Consider the following 17,263-nt stretch of genomic DNA (forward strand, 5'->3'; position numbering starts at 1 on the left):
AGAATACGTATTATTTTGTAAGGAAAGATAAGTAGAGTAAAAATGTGCAGGTTTGTGTAAACTTTTGCTTCAAGATTCAACTTCAAGATTCAACTTCAAGATTCAACTTCAAGATTCAACTTCAAGATTCAACTAAATTGGTGTAACTATGTATAGTAATTTGAGACGTGAGCTAGGAATCCGTAATGTACTCCTGATGTATGTAGGCAATCTGGAGACTTATCAGGGGATTGACCTACTTCTAGACAGCTTCGCCTTGAGCCTTGAGCACACTGATCAGGCGGACTTAGTCATTATTGGTGGAGAAGCGGACGACATTCGGAAATACACGAATAAGTCTCACTGTCTTGGCATGGAACAACATGTCCATTTTTTAGGACCGAAACCAGTTGATCATCTGGCTATCTATCTGGAGCAAGCTGATATTTTAGTCTCCCCGAGAACTAAGGGTAAAAATACCCCGATGAAACTCTACTCCTATCTCGATAGCGGCAAAGTCTTGTTAGCAACAGATTTAGCAACTCATACTCAGTTGCTAGACAATCACGTTGCTATGCTGAAGAGCCCAGATGCCAAAGCTTTCGCGGAGGGAATGCTTGATCTAATCGTTGATGAAAAGCTACGACTAAGGCTGGGCAGTGCTGGCAAAAAATTGATTGAAAAAAGGCATACTTATGCGGCTTTTCGGCAAAAATTAAACAGTCTTTATGATTGGCTACATCACGAGTTAGTAGAGCATACCGCCTAACCAGACAAGTAATGAGAAGGAACCTAGTAGAGTTAACCAGAAACTCTTACGATCTATTAGTCATCGGTGGTGGGATCTATGGAGCTTGCGTAGCTTGGGAAGCAACCCTCAGGGGATTGTCAGTAGCCTTGGTAGAAAAAGCTGATTTCGGTGGCGCTACCTCTGCTAATAGTTTGAAGACTATCCACGGAGGATTACGGTATCTCCAGCATGCTGACCTTAAAAGGATGCGTGAATCCATTCATGAACGCACCAGTTTAATGCGGATTGCGCCTCACTTAGTTCATCCATTACCAGTATTGATTCCCACCTACGGCCATGGCATGAAGGGAAAAGAAGTGCTATCTGTGGCACTTGCTATCAATGACCTGATCAGTTGCGATCGCAATCGCCAACTCGATCCCCAAAAACACATATCCAATGGTCGGGTAATCTCTAAGCAAGAGTGTCAGCAGCTGCTTCCAGGAATTCCCCAGGAAGGGCTAACTGGAGCAGCAGTCTTTTATGATGCTCAGGTCTACAACTCTGAACGGTTGACCCTCTCTTTTCTACGCTCAGCTGAGCAAGCTGGGACAGTGGTGGCTAACTACGTAGAAGTTACTGGATTTCTCCAAGCTGGAAATCGGGTTACGGGTATTCAGGGGCAAGATGTGTTAACTGGGAATCAATTCGACATCCGCGCCAAGACTGTGGTCAACACCAGCGGACCATGGATAAATCGGGTATTGAGTTTACTAAACCAACCCCAGCAGCAACCCCAGCAGCAACCCCAGCAGCAACCCAGAGTTCCCCTTGCCAAAGCCATGAACCTGGTGATTCGCCGTCCCCTCTGCCAAAGCTATGCTGTGGGTATTTCCACGCCATACTCCTATCGTGACTCCGATGCCATAGTTAACAAGGGGTCTCGCTTACTATTTATTGCGCCCTGGCGTGGTAAATCCCTGGTCGGTACATCATATGCTGTTTGGGATCAAGACCCGGATAACTTCAACATTACTGAACAGGATATTCAAGACCTACTCGATGACATCAACCAAGCATGGCCATCGGTTAAACTCAACCAAGCCGATGTCGCCTTCGTCCATGGTGGCTTGCTTCCTAGAACTGGCATCACTGAGACAGGATTGCCACAACTGGCTAAACACTATCAAATCGTCGATCACGCCAAAGAAGAATTTCCAGGATTGATCTCCGTGGTTGGAGTGAAATATACCACTGCCAGAGATGTGGCTGAGAAAGTCGTTGACCAGGTATTTCGGTCATGGGGCCAAAAGCCTCCCAAGTCCCTGTCATCAGTTACACCAATTTACGGTGGACAGATCGAACAATTTGAAGTGTTTTTGCAGACGGAAATCTTTAAGCAACCCTATGGATTGGGGGAGGAGGTAATGCGCTACCTCGTTTATAACTACGGTAGTGCCTATCAAAATGTACTGCTATATTTGGAGCAACTATCAGATTACTCCTCTGCACCTACTGATGATTTAGCTGTACTCAAAGCTGAAGTCTTGTATGGGGTTGTTGAGGAAATGGCTCAAACATTAGGTGATGTGGTGTTCCGGCGGACAGAACTGGGTAGTGCTGGTCATCCCGGAAACGAGGCGCTCAGAACCTGTGCTGAGGTGATGGGGGCGGAGCTAGGATGGAGTCGGTCACAAATAGAGCTAGAGTTACACAAGGTTAATCACATTTTTAATGTTGGAGGTGTATTAAGTCAGGAGAAAAGTATTGGAATTGAAACCCTTAACGGTCCGGTAAGTTTAGCCCAGAAGATCCGTTGAGGTTTTGGTCCAAGATTTTAGCTGAATCTGCTGGAAGCAGCACCAGTTTATGGAAATCAGGGAAATTATAACAGAAATCCATGGTAGCTACCGCTCAAAACCATCAATTAATCCTAATTGATAGTCATGTTCACCTTCATGACTGTTTTGATATCGATCAACTGCTAACCTCAGCTTGGGAAAATTTCCAGCAATTTTCTGGTCAAGCAGGTGATGGAGAAAATTTTAAGGCTGTATTATTGTTGACAGAAATAGAGCATCAAAAATGGTATAATAAGTTAGCAGATTTAGCTCAAAACACTAATCAGTCTAGGGTAAGCCAGGGAAAACCTTGGATATTCCACCGTACCCAGGAAGATTTATCTTTATATACCTGTAACGCCTTAGGCCAAGGAATGTTCTTAATTGCTGGTCGCCAAATTGTGACAGCGGAAAACCTGGAAGTATTAGCGTTGATCACTGACCAAAACCTTGAAGATGGTTTACCCTTAGACGTAACCATTAAAGCAATTCTGTCTGCGGGGGGAATCCCTATACTCCCCTGGGGAGTTGGTAAATGGATCGGACATCGGGGAAAATTATTATATAAGCTCTTGGAAGACAATAATTTTCCCAAGCTTTTTCTAGGAGACAATGCTGGACGTCCTGTATTCTGGTCACGACCAGTTTTGTTTACACAAGCAGAGAAAAAAGGATGGCGGATCTTACCAGGAAGCGATCCACTTCCATTGGCTTCTGAATCTTGTCGTCCTGGCAGTTTTGGATTTACTATCCAGGGTTGCTTGAGTAATGAAGAACCAGGAAAAGATATCAAGGAAATGCTACTGAATCCTATGACACCTATTCAGGCCTATGGTTCTCTAGAAAACCCCTGGCGATTTATTCGTAACCAATTAGCAATTCGGTCTAGAAAAAATAGCAATTAAAAATAAACAAATGACTAAAGGAATTTAACAGTGGTTTCTACAGGTGATTTTCCCGAAACAGCCGATATCGAAACATCTTCTGAGGATTATGCCTCCCGTTTTGCCGGGGAAATTGGGGCTTGGCTACTGAAAGTCCAGGAAGACGCAACCTTGAAAATGCTGACTCCTTATCCTAAAGCCACCATCCTTGATGTGGGAGGAGGACATGGTCAACTCACAGGGGCTCTGATTCAAAATGGTTATCAACTAACTGTGCTTGGTAGTGCGGATGTCTGTAAGGGTAGGATTCAGAATTTTCTTGATGCTAATCTTTGTTCCTTCAAGGTTGGGAATGTTTTGGATCTCCCTTACCCAGACGAAGCGTTTGATGTTGTGATCAGCTACCGATTCCTGGCTCATGTAACTCAATGGCAGTCTTTTTTAACAGAACTAAATCGAGTAGCAAAGCAAGCCGTCATCCTAGATTATCCGACAGTGAGGAGCGTCAATGCTATTGCCCCCTATCTATTTAAGTTCAAGAAAGGGTTGGAAGGAAATACACGAGAGTTTGTCTGTTATAAAGAACATGAGCTTCTAGAATTTTTTAAATCTATTGGTCTGAGCAAAGCTGAGCGCTATCCTCAATTCTTTGTGCCTATGGTACTGCATCGTGCTTTAAAATCTCCTAGCTTATCTTCATTTATGGAGAAGTTAGCTCGACTCTCAGGCTTGACTAATTTGTTTGGTTCACCAGTAATTTTAAAGCTTACCAAGACTTAAGCCAGATGCCGATTAAAATTAATTGTATAAACTTGCTTGGTGAAAATCCAATATTTTTTAGGTTAGCTCAGAAATTAGAATATGGAAGATCCTCAATTCAAACTCCCAACTGGCAGTCGCGTCTTAGTGACTGGAGCTACAGGGTTTACAGGTTCAGTTCTTGTACGTAAATTAGTGGCACAAGGTTTAGATATCGTCGCTATTGCACGTCCTAGTTCTAAACTTGAGCCTTTCAATGACCTTAAAGTTCAATGGATTAGAGGGGATGTTTTTGATGAAGAGTTAATCAAAAAAGCCATAAAAGGAGTTAACTATATATTTCATATTGTAACTCCTTTTCGAGAAGCAAAATCTGCTGACAATGTTTACTATAATGTCCACGTTTTAAGCACACAATTGCTAGCCAAATACGCTTTAGAAGAACCCGATTTTAAGCGTTTTGTTCACGTTTCAACAATTGGTGTTCATGGTCATGTCGAAAATCCTCCTGGTGATGAAAATTGTCCAATGAATCCTGGAGATATATATCAAGAAACCAAACTAGAGGGTGAACTGTGGATCAGAGATTTTGCTAAAAAGGAAGGCTTACCAGTCACTGTGGTTCGACCCTCAGGAATCTATGGTCCTGGGGAGAAACGGTTTTTGAAAATTTTCAAAATGGTTTGCCGTAAGTGGATACCAATAATTGGCAATGGCAGTAACTTACTGCACTTAATTCATGTTGATGATTTGACCAATTTTTTTCTGCTATCATCAACCCATCCTAAAGCAGTGGGAGAAGTTTTTATTTGTGGCAGTAAGGAGGCGATTACTTTCCAAAAAATGGTCTCTATTATTAGTGAATACTATGGAATTTCCTTTAAATTTATTAGTTTGCCAGCTGCGCCACTGTTTGCCTTAGGGGATTTTTTGGAATTCATCTGTCGTCCCCTGGGTATAGAACCACCTATTTATAGAAGACGGCTAGCATTTTATACGAAAGACCGCTCCTTTAACACAGCCAAAATGATAAATTTACTGGGGTTTGTGCCTGTCCATTCCGATGAAGAAGGGTTAAAGGAATTAGCCCAATGGTATCTTGACCAAGGATGGATATCTCTTTGATTTGGGTTAATGGGTATTCAATCAGTGAAAACTGGCTGGTTATACTGAATGAGTAAGTTGAATGAGTAAATCCTGATTAGTATTCTGATTCCTAACTTCTTGGCACAACTATTTGTATCGTTCATCCCGTGAAAACGTAATAATTTGGTAGTGATTGAGGAAAAAATGAAAAAAATTACAGTTCTCGGTAACTTTTCAGGTCGCAATGCAGGAGATGCTGCTATTTTAGGCAATCTGCTCGATGATATTGCTGCAGCACATCCCGATGCGTTGTTTATAGTACCAACTCTCAACCCACGCTTCGTCAAACGCCATTTTGGCCACCACAATCTCAAGGCACTTGGATTAATGCCTTGGAATGGTGCTATTAAGATTTTTGGTTTGCCAACTTTCCGAGCAATGTTGCAAGCTGATCTGGTGCTAGTAACCGATAACATTCTGTTTGATCGCAAGTTACTCAACCCACTGTTTAACTATCTCTCCACAATTTCCTTAATCGCCCCAGCTTGTAAGGCACGCGGTATTGCGATCGCACTTTACAACGCCAGTCTAGGACCAATTACTACATCACTGGGCAAGTATGCTTTGCAAAGAGTTCTTGATGCTAGCCCAATGCTGATCCTGCGAGATCAGCAATCAAAGCAACTGCTTGACCAACAGAAACTGAATTACCAGGACGTTTACATCAATGCGGATTGCGCCATCAACACTACCCCGCCACCAACAGAACGCATGGAGGAGATCATAGGCAAAGAGGGGCTTTTCAAAAATCCGAAAGGCACTATTGGTTTCAATATCAATGCCTACATCGATAACTGGCGCAAGGATAACAAGACTTTTGGGCGCGAACGCTTTTTGCAGGCAATCGGGTCTACTCTCGACCGACTGATTGAGGAATTAGACATTGAGATTATGTATACCATCACCCAAGTGATGGATACCAAGATTACCAACGAGAGTTTGAAGTATGTCAAGCGACGCGATCGCATCCGGGTAATCAGTAATGCTACTTACACCTACCAGGAAATTGCTGGCTTGCTACAGCGGGTAGAAGTCCATGTGGGGATGCGGACTCATTCCGTAATTTTGGCTTCAGGAGTTCTCACCCCTGTAGTGGCCATTAACTCCTACCCTAAAACAGCAGGCTTCATGAAAACCATTGGTCAGGACAACTGGTTGATCAACTTTGATGAACTAACCACCAACACCTTGACAAATTTAATTAAGTCTGCTTGGGAACAGCGCCATGAAACGCGAGCGGCCATGACACCACTGGTGCAGCGGGAGCAAGCTAAAGCCCGCAGTAGCGTTGAACTGGTGAGCCAATTGTTGGCTCAGAGGCAGCAATCTGAGGTGCAAGTTACCGCTTGAGCCATTGTCTACTCATCCTTTGAGTACAGAGAGGTAAAATTATTTGAAAAAATCGAAGGCAACAGAATTAAGCATGTCTGAAGATGGCTATTTGCCACTTCACAAACAGCAGCAGACTGAGCCATTGTATGTGGTTCCCAAGGATCTGTGTACCCGCTGCGGTGCTTGCGATCCCATCTGCCCTGTAGACTGCATTTCCTTTGACGAACACCGATACCCAGTTATTGATACTAAAACCTGTGTTGACTGTGGACTCTGTGTAAAAGTTTGTCCCGGTATAGAGTTTGACTACACTGCTCAGTATAAAAAAATGTTCGGCGTTGAGCAGCCACCAGAGGGGCTTGGTGGCATTTACGAGAGCGCCTTTTTGACTTTCGCTAATAATCCCCAGGTGCAGGCAGAAGGTAGTGGTGGTGGACTCGTTTCCCAACTGCTGATTGGTATGGTCAAAGAAGGGATAATTGATGCTGCCCTGACTGTGGGTTATGAGCCCGATGATCCCATCACACCCACACCTGTGATTTGCCGCACCGAGGCAGAAATTCGCGCCACGGCTGGCTCCAAGTATTGTGTTGTACCCCATGCCAAAGTCATACGTGACGTCAAAAAACTGGAAGGCAAGTTTGCCTTTGTCGGTGTAGGCTGTCAGATTGAGGGTTTACGCAAATTGGAGAAGGTCTATAAGCCTTTGGTACGCCGGGAAATCTTCACCATTGGCTTAGCTTGCCACGGCACCTTAGAAAAAGAAGGTACTACTGAGTTGCTATCCCACCGTCGTCTTCCCCAAGAGAAGATCAAGCGGTTCTTCTATCGTGGTGGTAACTTCCCTGGCAAGTTTCAGATCGAAACCCTTGATGGTCAGCGCCTCGACCTGCACAGGTTTGATTACAAGGATGGTGCCTATAATTACCTCTACCATCTCTATACACCCCAGCGTTGCCTGATGTGTCCTGACTATAGTGCTGAGTTTGCGGATATTTCAGTTTCCGACTTCTGGGTGCGCGGTGAGGATGGCGAGTACCTACACCCGGAAGGTACAAGCATGGTCATGTGCCGCACGGAACGTGGTCAAAAGATTCTACAACAGATGCGTGAATTGGGCTATATTACCGCTATGCCTTTAGGTAAGCAGGAAGTCGAAGCCAGTTTTGATTACCTTTACCGTGAAAAACGGGTATCTGCCTTCGTGGGTATCCAGTGGCGTGAAGCCCAGGGGCTATCTGCACCCCAGTACCATTTACCGATTTCCCCATCAACTCAAGAAGACCACCGTCATGAGGGTTTGCGTCAGGCTACCTTTATCTTCTCCAAGCGCAAATGGATGCGCCAGTTGATGCTGGCCATCTTTTTGTCACGGTTCGGGGAAGTGTTTACAGCAGTGAAAATGCGCTACAAAGCCTTATAGGCTGCAGGGCGCTTACGCAAACAAGCCAAACCAAGGCAAAAGCAAGACCTAGCCTTGGATACCCAATAAATAATTTAGATCAAGTAAGTAAGGTAAATCTAATGATCAGTATAGATGAGCAAAACTCCAAAACCTCAATCTGGTAATAGTAGATAGTAAACCAATTACCAATTACTAATTATCAATTACTAATTATCAATTACTAATTACCAATTACCAATGAAAAATCTTTAACAAGCTCTTGGAATGCCGAAAAACTCGACACTACGTTTTGTCCGCATTGCTGGCACAACTGCACTACTAGTATATGTTGTTCACAAGGCAGGGCTGTTCAGCGCTGACGGACGGCGGGATTTGTTAGACACCTTCGTTCACGTCAAACCACCATTTTTGTTGGCATCGATTGGGTTTGGGCTGTTGCTTAATCTATCTAGCGCCTTCAAGTGGTACATGCTTTCGCGCTCTCGTGGCTTGCCAGTTAATCTTTGGCGACTGTTTGCTTACTATATGGTTGGTCAATTCTTCAATCTGGTGCTGCCAAGCAGCATTGGGGGCGATGTAGTCCGCATGCATCAATTAGGGCGCTACACTGGACGCTACGCCGATGCCGTAGCCTCAGTCTTTGTGGAACGTTTCACTGGTTTGGCCACCCTGGTCGTGTTAGCAATGGTGGCAGTAGTGGTCAACCTGCATCTGTTCAACCTGCCCTGGTTGACTATTGGCCTTGCCATGGGGTCAATAGGCATTGCATTGATCTGCTGGTTGATTATTGACCAACGACCATTCCGGTTGACCCAGAAGCTATTGGCAAGGCGTGTACCCTTGCTGCAGAAACTCTTCGCCAAGATTGAGAAATTTCGGCAAGCAGTGCTGGCCTATCAGAGTGACCCAGGGGCACTATGGGGGGCTCTAATTAATTCTCTAATTTTCTACTTCTTAGCGGTCATGAATGTCTGGGTTAGTGCACTTGCCTTCGGCTCCAAGATCGATTTTGTCAGCATGCTCGTAGCAGTCCCAGTAATCCTGTTTATCATGAACTTACCAATCTCGATTGGAGGTATTGGTCTGATGGAGTTTGCCTACAGCTTCACTCTTGGGTTGGTAGGTGCTACCCCTGCACTAGCATTTTCAACGGCATTGCTGTTGAGAGCAAAGACCCTGTTCCATGCTGGAATTGGTAGTCTACTTTATCCGTTTGTCAGTGATGGTAGCCCCATCCGTGAGGGAGTACCGATGGAAGTGACGAACAAATACGGAGAAAATGGTGATGACTAGTAAACATGAACAGTTTCGCTTCAGCGCTGTCTTAGCTGATAGTAAAAGCTCGTTTATAGAAAAGTATCAGGATTTAGTCTTAGGTGATCGTAGTTGGGGGCGACTTCTACAATATGAACTGCTGACGCTGCTGGTAGGTCAACTTCCTGGTGCTCTTGGGCTAGGGCTGCGGCGCATCTTCTACCCGCAGTTATTCGGTAGTGTGGGGAAGAATGCACTCTTCGGTCATCACCTCACCTTGCGTGCACCGGGTCGTATTCACCTGGGTAGCAATGTGGTACTCGATGACTATGCAGTACTGTCCGTAAGGGGTTTTGAAGATGAGCGCATTGAGATTGGTGATGGGGTGCAAATTGGTCGCTTGGCTCAACTCAAGACCCGTGCTGGCTCTATTTTTATCGGTGCCCATGCCAATATTGGTGCAGAGTGCCGCATTGACTCGACTACCGAAGTCCATATTGGTCAGCACTGCATTTTCGCTGGTCGTTGCTATTTAGGTGGTGTTAGTCACCAATTTGATCGTACTGACATCCCAATTGTCCAACAACCACTAGCAACTAAGGGTGGTGTACACATCGGTGATGATGTCTGGCTAGGAGCACATGTGATTGTTTTGGATGGGGTAACTATTGGTACAGGTGCAATAGTCGGTGCGGGTGCAGTAGTAACCAAAGACATTCCAGCATACGCGATCGCGATGGGTGTGCCAGCACAGGTACGAAGCTGGCGCAAGGTAGAGCTTGCGGAGAGTTATCAAAATGCATCAACAGAATCTAAAAAACCCTAGTTTAGGATACCAATCCCGCAAAAACAGATGGGATTTTGGTCTATTTTCAGCATTTTTATTGTTCAGTTTTATCAACTTGGGATGTGTGAGTCAGTCCAGCACGGAAAAATCAAGGACTCAGGCTAATAGTTTAGCTTATTCTCAAATTGAACCCCTAGTCATTCCTGTAGGTGGACCAGCTCCAGACAGGCGTATTGGTGGGCTGATTACAACAGATATTAACGATGACGGCCAACAAGATTTTATCATCACTAAGTCAGATTATATTGCAGTTCACGATCATTCTGGAAAAAAGCTCTGGGCAAAGCAGATCAACATTCAAGTGGTAGGGAAGTCGGAGCAAAACGGACTACCTGGAACTCATGGACCAGGTGTCCAAGCAGCTGATGTAGATGGAGATCAAAAGACAGAAGTTCTGTTTTTAACCAAGGACAATACCCTTCATATTGTTGAAGGGTTCAATGGACAGACTCAGAAAACTATAAAACTCCCATCTCCAGAAGGTACAGAGGGTTGGGAGCACCTAGTAGTAGCCAATTTCCGGGGCAAAGGCGATCGCGATTTACTACTTCAGACCACGAATGCTGAAGGATACCGTATGGGTCGTTATCTAGCAGCCTATCCCCTAGACAACCTACTCAAAGGTGAAAACCTTAAACCTTTGTGGACCCGAGATGATTTCCTTGCCAATGCCCACAATGGGGCACGGGTGGCAGATCTCGACGGAGATGGCAAAGATGAGGTTTTGGGCGGGACGATTATATCACCATTAGGAGAGCTACTGGTGCGAATTCCCATAAAAGGTCATATTGACTCCCTGTTTGTGGCTGATGTGCGTCCAGACATCCCAGGATTAGAGGTGGTAGCTCTGGAAGAGGGGGGTGGCAATCGGGTTTTCCTTTATAACCGCGATCGCGTAATTTGGAAAACCCACTACAAGCATCAAGAACCACAAAATGCTGCCATTGGTGATTTTGACCCCCAACGACCGGGATTAGAAGTGTGGTGCCGCAGCCGTTACCAGAAGCACCAGAAACCCTTTGTATTTGATGCCCAAGGTCAACGGATTGCTGACTATCAAATGGATGATGTTGCTCCCAAGGGATGGACAGAAAAAGGTGTAGAGGTGATCTTCCCGATTGATTGGACAGGAGAGTCGAGGCAATTAGTGGCTGTCAAAGAGCGCCATAAACCAGGAGACGTCGGGATTTTCGATGCCCTGAGTGGAGAATTTCTCCATCGGTTCAAAGAACAGGCGGCGAGACTTTACGTTGCTGATGTATCTGGGGATTGGCGGGAAGAGGTGATGGTTCTCAATGGGAATCAGCTGCACATTTACAGCAACCCCGAACCAAATCCCAATCTTGATCGCCCACGGCTATGGACTCAAAACCACTACCGCCGCAGTAAGATGACTTGGAATTACTACAGTCCATAAACTTAAAAACAATGGAAAAAAGGTTAGCTGCTAGGAAAAAATTGATTCTTACGATAATTAAATGCGGCGTTTCCATAGTGCTACTGTCTTGGGCGTTGCGCAAGACAAATCTGCCCGAAATTTTCCTAGCTGTGAGATCTGCCAACATGCCTCAGTTAATGGCAGCGTTTGTGATCTACTTAGCCAGTTACTACATCAGAGCTCATCGGTGGCGGGTACTGCTTTTGGCTCAGAATGTGAAAGCTAGGATCCCTTATTTGTATAAGTCCTACATGGTCAGCATTTTCTTCAGTAATTTTTTGCCCTCCACTATTGGTGGGGATGCTGTTAGGGCTTATGATGCCTGGCGGTTGGGAACGAGCAAGTCAGTGGCACTAGCCACTGTGTTTTTGGATCGTTTCCTTGGTTTACTAGGTTTAATGCTGTTTGGCCTCGGGGCGCTGTTTTTTTCTCAGACATTGATCGCCCAGTTACCATTGCTTAACCTGTGGGTGATGCTAGGTAGCGCAGGAATTATGCTTGTAGTCTCAATGATTTTCATACCATCTCAGAAGATTTCAAGGGTTATTAGCAAGATCCAACTACCCTTTTGGAAGCACATACAAAACAAGCTAATTAATATTATTAAAGCTTTCCTAGCCTTTGGCAACCGCAAACATGCTTTGGCTAGATCTATGGCCTTGTCACTGATGGTGCAAATCACGGTCATCGCTCATTATTACCTAATTGCCAAGGCACTGGATTTACCGGTTCCCCTTCTTAGTTTCTTTGTGATCATTCCCCTAGTCTCCTTGATCATGGTCTTGCCTGTATCGATCAACGCCATTGGTCTCCGTGAGAATGCATTTGTATTCTTTTTTGCGGCTTACGGCTACAATATTGCCAGATCCGAAGCGATTGCCTTTGCTTGGCTGGCTTACGGAATCGTGATCATTCAGGGGCTGCTGGGGGGAATTGTATACGCTTTGCGCAAGTAAAGGTGATTAACTGAGATCAGGTAATCGGGTAATCAAGTAATCAGGTAGTCAGGTGTAATGGTAATTAATAAACAAGGATCAAAGCAAATATAAATTACCAAATATAAATTACCAAATATAAATTACCAAATATAAATTACCAAATATAAATTACCAAATATAAATTACCAAATATAAATTAATCCAATGCCATCACCAGTAGGACACACATTAGCCGGTATTTGTGGATTTGTTCTGGCACGCCCTCCTATAGCTTGGCATCAGCAAACTCGGCTGTTGTATGGTTCACTATTGCTCACAAACTTGCCAGACATAGACATTCTGCCTGGATTGCTGCTGCTGGGAAATCCAGGAGCTTTTCACCGTCAGGCCACCCACAGCTTGATAGTAGCCGCTGTAGTTGGCATCTTCGTTGCTTGGCTAGTGGGACGTTGGAGGTTAAATCGGCTCCGGTGGGGAATTTGGGCAGCTCTAGTTTATGGCAGCCATATCCTCTTGGATATGCTAGTAGCTGACCCAACAGCGCCTTTCGGAGTCCAGGCACTCTGGCCTTTTTCCTTGGACTATTTTATTTCACCGGTTACTATCTTTGCGAAATTTGATTATTTTAATCCAGAATTGGGTATGGTGCGCACCATCTTGAGTATTCCTAACTTCTTGGGAATACTGTGGGAAATCGTAGTACTTACACCCTTGGTAGGACTGGCATGGTATGGGTTTGGGACAAGTGACCGCAGAAAACCATTGGGAAGATAGAGGGCAAGGGTGATGGGGTGATCAGGTGTAATGGTGATGGAAAGAATTATAGATATTTTGCATAAATGTCTAAAATAAGACCCATAACTAATATAAGCGTGTGTCCCAATTTACTTTGGTTGGTAAGAGGTTCATTGTTCTATGTTGATGGCGATCAACTATCTTTCCTGAGCCAGCCATGATGAACCCTGCTGTGATCACTTTGGTTCTTAATATTGATTCTAGATAAAATTGGTCAGGTGGATGAAAGCAGAAAAACTTAATTCAGCAGAAACCCCTATTCAAGCAGATTGGCTTTGGCAATGGATTCCCATCGCCTTAATTTTGCTATTGGCTGCTGGGTTGTACCTCTATCAACTCGGCACAGAAAGCCTGTGGGTGGATGAACTCTACAGTGTTAATGATGCCAAACGCTTACCAGGCCATCTGGGTCTAATCCGCCCAGTGTATTTCATCCTCCTGTGGCTCTGGATGCAGTTTGGCACCAGCGATGCTTGGTTGCGGGGGTTGTCTGTCTTGTTTGGATTGGGCAGTGTATTTCTAACTTACCAGCTTGGTCGTCGTGTAGCGGGAAAAGCAACGGGCTTGATTGCTGCCCTCCTGTTGGCTCTATCGCCGCTGTTCATCAATTTTGCCCAAATGGTTCGTATGTACACCCTAGGTACTTGCCTCGGTCTAGGGGGTACCCTAGCGCTAGTGCATGCTCTTGAGAATCCTACTACCACCTCAATGGCTTGGTGGGCTAGCCTACGACTGTTGGTAAACCTAACTGCCCCACTCAATGCCACCCTGCTCTTCGCAGACATCTGGTTGGTATGGTTTCGATTTCGCAAGCAACGCCATACATTATTAGCTTTCGGCAAATGGCTGTTGCTGGTGATCCTGTTGTGGTTACCATCTTTGTTCTCTCTAGTATCTGGAACCCTGCCCTTCCTAAGCAATGCCATTAATCCCATCGCCAAAATTGATTCATCGGCTACTCGACACTCATTTCCGGCTTTTGTGGATGTTTTACGTAAGTTAAAGAACTTTACTGCCTTTCCGTTTCCTTCCACATCAAAGGTAAGTAGCTTGTTTTATCAAGCCTACAGTCTACTATTAGCTGGCTTGGTCGGTATTGCCATCATCCACAAAAACCACAAACCACGCCTGTGTTGGATTGCTGCTTGGGCGTTTATACCGTCAGGGATGATTTTTTTAGTGTCTAAACGATTATGGATAGACCGTTACATACTGTTTTTATCCCCATACATTTTGATTATTCTGGCCGCTGGCTTGATGGGATTGTGGCGTTGGAAACGGATTTTTGCGATCGCAGTAGCAATTATCTATGCCATTACCGTTAGCAGTGGGCTAGCACGTTACTACACTGTGCAGGATCGCCAAGATTGGCGAAGTGTAGCGCAAACAATTAGCATTGGTGAAAAACCTGGTGATACCATTGTGTTATCCATAGGTTCCCCAAAAATGACCTCAGCGCTTGGTCATTACTATAGTGGAGATGCCCCGATCTATTCTCTCAAGAAACTTTGTCCTTCTGATCGAGTCAAAAAGCCTGACGTAGAGGAAGCACTAAATAACTTGCCACCTATTCCCTCGCGACTGTGGCTAGTTTGCGGCACAGGTTTTGACGAAGAAAAGTTTCGCACTGTTTTCAAAGAACATTTTGACCTCGAAACACACCAAGCATTTACTAACGAGAACTTTTATAGACAAAATGATTTAATGCATCTATTTCTGGTCATACCCAATTCTCCCAATTCTACTGATATCAACAACGAATCAAGATCGGTCTAAGCTCTAGGGCTGTGATTATTGAGGTAGCATGAACGCCAACAACCACAAAACAGCAGCGCTCCTAGAGGGAGGAAATTGGTTCAAACAATGGATTCCCATTACCTTAATCTTAGTATTAGCGACTGGATTATACCTCTATCAACTTGGTACAGAAAGCCTATGGGTGGATGAACTCATTAGTATTCATCGTGCCAAGCACCTAGAGCAAGTCTTTAATAGTACACGCCCCCTCTATCACATCTTTTTACGGGTCTGGATGATAGTTAGCAGTAGTGATACTTGGCTGCGGGGATTGTGCGTTGTGTTTAGTATTGGTACTGTCTTTATTACCTATCGGCTTGGTCGGCGCTTAATCGGAGAGTCCACTGGCTTAATTGCTGCCCTAATTGTTGCCCTCTCACCCCTGTTTATCCATCATGCCCAAGAAGTCCGGATGTACGCACCGAGTACATTCTTTGGTGTTGCTGGCACACTGATCTTAACCCACGCCCTAGAACGTCCAACTACTCCCTTACTATTGGGATGGGCTGCTCTGCGATTCTTGGCAATTATCACCACACCCCTTAACGTCGCCCTGTTGCTCCCAGACATAGTTGTGTTTGGCTGGAAGTATCGCAATCAACCACGTGTTTTGTTCCGTTTCGGGGTAGGACTGTTACTGATTGGTATTTTATGGCTGCCATGGGTGTTTCCCCTAGTAACTAAAAGCAGCAAATTTATGGGAGGTGTAAAAGTACCTGGTACATCAGTTCCTGATCTCGGTGGACGCACTAGTCCTGGTGTACTGGATGTGATCATGCAGCCAGGTCGCTTTACAGCTTGGCCCTTTGGTCGAGCCAATTCCAATGCCATCTACTGGTTTTACAATGCCTACTCTGTCATGTTGACCTGTTTGCTAGGTGTTGTCCTATTCAACAAACCACGCTCAGGTAAGCTGGCTTGGATTGCGGCTTGGGCGTTTTTACCCTTAGTTCTGTTCTTTTCAGTGTCCCAAGTCTCTCGCTCTCTTTGGGTCAATCGTTACCTACTGTTAGCAGCCCCATACCTATTCATTCTGTTAGCAGCCGCTGGGATCGGTATTTGGCGTCGATGGCGTATTGGTGCGTTGGTGATAGCCCTGATCTATGCCATTGCGGTTGGTGGTGGGCTAAAGCGTTACTATACCGTGCTGGATCGAGAAAATTGGCGTGGTTTAGTGGAAACCATTGCGACCAAAGAAGAACCGGGTGATGTGATTGTTTGGTCCATTGGTCAGAGAATACCTGTGGCATTGAATCATTACTATCATGGCTCTACGACTATTGAGATTAAGGATGTACTCCCGCCATCGGTTAGAAAAAACGATCAGCAAGCGATAGAAGGTTGGGTTAGCAGTTTGCCCCCAACCCAATCTCGTTTATGGCTAGTTTACGTCAAGTCGTCGAAACTATTTCGGTCTGTTGTTAAAGAGCAATTTCAGATTCAAACCCGAGAGAAACCCATTGATGGAATAGAAATCTTTCTGCTTAAACCACGTTCTGCTGATCAAACCTCTGACGAGTAGACTTCGCCGCAGTTGTGTATTAAAGTTAGCCTAAAAGTAGTTATTGCCGATTTTTAGCGATCGCAATTTCCTGAAATTACTCAAAGTCCAATTAATTCAAGAATGATATTTAGAATAATTTATCACCCTAATCTAGAGATTGTACAGATAAAGAGTATTCAATATAGAATTATAAAACAGCACTTACAAGCCTGTAAACACAATGAAAAAACTATATTTTTTGAGCAACAGGGGATGTAAAGATACTAATCGTAAAGGCTGTCATCTTTGGGGAGTTTAGTATTTTCAATCAGTTGGAGTCTAATGGGCGACTTTCCAACTGAACCCAATTCCTTGGAAACAATTTCAGGTTAGGTGCAATTTGTCAAGCTGCTCGTAAAAAATTGTTACTATCCCTCAAATTACTTGGCTGCTCTAGGGTTTGAGATTTTTGAACGTTTGCGATCGCTAATGAAATGCTAATTAAATTGGGTGCGGCTCTTATAGAAAGACGATAGAATGGGGAAGAGTTTTTTAACCCAAGCTGTCCTGTAGCAGTGTTTTGAGAGAAAAAACCGAAGGACTCGACAGGCGCAACCGCAGCAGTATGAGCCAGG

At 44.7% G+C, this 17,263-nt stretch carries 15 protein-coding genes; 14 read left to right on the forward strand and 1 reads right to left on the reverse strand.

Going from position 1 to position 17,263, the window contains the following annotated elements:
- Nucleotides 1-148 precede the first annotated feature (148 nt).
- The 14 genes from F6K46_RS14645 (at nt 149) to F6K46_RS14710 (ending at nt 16,667) form a co-directional block, all read left to right on the forward strand.
- Nucleotides 149-748, forward strand: a complete 600-nt coding sequence (locus F6K46_RS14645) for a glycosyltransferase family 4 protein (RefSeq protein ID WP_293064079.1) — start codon at nt 149-151, stop codon at nt 746-748.
- 11 nt (nt 749-759) lie between these two features.
- On the forward strand, nt 760-2,529 hold the full coding sequence (locus F6K46_RS14650) for a glycerol-3-phosphate dehydrogenase/oxidase (RefSeq protein ID WP_293064091.1): 1,770 nt from the start codon (nt 760-762) through the stop codon (nt 2,527-2,529).
- A gap of 80 nt (nt 2,530-2,609) precedes the next feature.
- Nucleotides 2,610-3,455, forward strand: coding sequence for a hypothetical protein (locus tag F6K46_RS14655; RefSeq protein WP_293064101.1), 846 nt, complete (start codon nt 2,610-2,612; stop codon nt 3,453-3,455).
- A gap of 30 nt (nt 3,456-3,485) precedes the next feature.
- Nucleotides 3,486-4,214, forward strand: a complete 729-nt coding sequence (locus F6K46_RS14660) for a class I SAM-dependent methyltransferase (protein ID WP_293064104.1) — start codon at nt 3,486-3,488, stop codon at nt 4,212-4,214.
- 81 nt (nt 4,215-4,295) lie between these two features.
- The gene (locus tag F6K46_RS14665) at nt 4,296-5,318 is read left to right on the forward strand and encodes an NAD(P)-dependent oxidoreductase (protein ID WP_293064107.1); all 1,023 of its coding nucleotides are present in this window, start codon (nt 4,296-4,298) and stop codon (nt 5,316-5,318) included.
- Between the two features lie 165 nt (nt 5,319-5,483).
- Nucleotides 5,484-6,689 (forward strand): polysaccharide pyruvyl transferase family protein, encoded by a 1,206-nt coding sequence (locus F6K46_RS14670; protein ID WP_293039959.1) that lies wholly within the window; start codon nt 5,484-5,486, stop codon nt 6,687-6,689.
- A gap of 43 nt (nt 6,690-6,732) precedes the next feature.
- Nucleotides 6,733-8,094: a Coenzyme F420 hydrogenase/dehydrogenase, beta subunit C-terminal domain gene (locus tag F6K46_RS14675; RefSeq protein WP_293064110.1), complete on the forward strand. Its 1,362-nt coding sequence runs from the start codon at nt 6,733-6,735 to the stop codon at nt 8,092-8,094.
- A gap of 246 nt (nt 8,095-8,340) precedes the next feature.
- Entirely contained in the window at nt 8,341-9,369 is a 1,029-nt protein-coding gene (locus F6K46_RS14680; RefSeq protein ID WP_293064113.1) for a lysylphosphatidylglycerol synthase transmembrane domain-containing protein, read from the forward strand.
- Entirely contained in the window at nt 9,362-10,156 is a 795-nt protein-coding gene (locus tag F6K46_RS14685; RefSeq protein ID WP_293064116.1) for an acyltransferase, read from the forward strand. The genes F6K46_RS14680 and F6K46_RS14685 overlap by 8 nt, the downstream gene beginning before the upstream one ends.
- A gap of 85 nt (nt 10,157-10,241) precedes the next feature.
- A complete protein-coding gene (locus tag F6K46_RS14690) occupies nt 10,242-11,594 on the forward strand; it encodes a hypothetical protein (protein WP_293064118.1) in 1,353 nt (450 codons plus the stop codon).
- An 11-nt stretch (nt 11,595-11,605) separates the two neighbouring features.
- On the forward strand, nt 11,606-12,571 hold the full coding sequence (locus F6K46_RS14695; protein WP_293064121.1) for a lysylphosphatidylglycerol synthase transmembrane domain-containing protein: 966 nt from the start codon (nt 11,606-11,608) through the stop codon (nt 12,569-12,571).
- Nucleotides 12,572-12,757: 186 nt separating this feature from the next.
- Nucleotides 12,758-13,327, forward strand: a complete 570-nt coding sequence (locus F6K46_RS14700) for a metal-dependent hydrolase (RefSeq protein ID WP_293064124.1) — start codon at nt 12,758-12,760, stop codon at nt 13,325-13,327.
- A gap of 243 nt (nt 13,328-13,570) precedes the next feature.
- Nucleotides 13,571-15,124, forward strand: a complete 1,554-nt coding sequence (locus F6K46_RS14705) for a glycosyltransferase family 39 protein (protein ID WP_293064127.1) — start codon at nt 13,571-13,573, stop codon at nt 15,122-15,124.
- A gap of 28 nt (nt 15,125-15,152) precedes the next feature.
- Nucleotides 15,153-16,667, forward strand: a complete 1,515-nt coding sequence (locus F6K46_RS14710) for a glycosyltransferase family 39 protein (protein WP_293064130.1) — start codon at nt 15,153-15,155, stop codon at nt 16,665-16,667.
- Nucleotides 16,668-17,031: 364 nt separating this feature from the next.
- Here the strand turns inward: F6K46_RS14710 and F6K46_RS14715 are convergent.
- On the reverse strand, nt 17,032-17,263 hold a 232-nt coding region (locus tag F6K46_RS14715; protein WP_293064133.1), incomplete at its 5' end, for a hypothetical protein.

The organism is Moorena sp. SIO3E8 (assembly GCF_010692445.1).
GTDB lineage: Bacteria > Cyanobacteriota > Cyanobacteriia > Cyanobacteriales > Coleofasciculaceae > Moorena > Moorena bouillonii.

Bases quoted from the DNA above. Each gene is read 5' to 3' on its own strand.
- F6K46_RS14645 (WP_293064079.1), top strand. From the start codon at position 149: ATGTATAGTAATTTGAGACGTGAGCTAGGAATCCGTAATGTACTCCTG.
- F6K46_RS14650 (WP_293064091.1), top strand. From the start codon at position 760: ATGAGAAGGAACCTAGTAGAGTTAACCAGAAACTCTTACGATCTATTA.
- F6K46_RS14655 (WP_293064101.1), top strand. From the start codon at position 2,610: ATGGTAGCTACCGCTCAAAACCATCAATTAATCCTAATTGATAGTCAT.
- F6K46_RS14665 (WP_293064107.1), top strand. From the start codon at position 4,296: ATGGAAGATCCTCAATTCAAACTCCCAACTGGCAGTCGCGTCTTAGTG.
- F6K46_RS14670 (WP_293039959.1), top strand. From the start codon at position 5,484: ATGAAAAAAATTACAGTTCTCGGTAACTTTTCAGGTCGCAATGCAGGA.
- F6K46_RS14680 (WP_293064113.1), top strand. From the start codon at position 8,341: ATGCCGAAAAACTCGACACTACGTTTTGTCCGCATTGCTGGCACAACT.
- F6K46_RS14685 (WP_293064116.1), top strand. From the start codon at position 9,362: ATGACTAGTAAACATGAACAGTTTCGCTTCAGCGCTGTCTTAGCTGAT.
- F6K46_RS14695 (WP_293064121.1), top strand. From the start codon at position 11,606: ATGGAAAAAAGGTTAGCTGCTAGGAAAAAATTGATTCTTACGATAATT.
- F6K46_RS14700 (WP_293064124.1), top strand. From the start codon at position 12,758: ATGCCATCACCAGTAGGACACACATTAGCCGGTATTTGTGGATTTGTT.
- F6K46_RS14705 (WP_293064127.1), top strand. From the start codon at position 13,571: ATGAAAGCAGAAAAACTTAATTCAGCAGAAACCCCTATTCAAGCAGAT.
- F6K46_RS14710 (WP_293064130.1), top strand. From the start codon at position 15,153: ATGAACGCCAACAACCACAAAACAGCAGCGCTCCTAGAGGGAGGAAAT.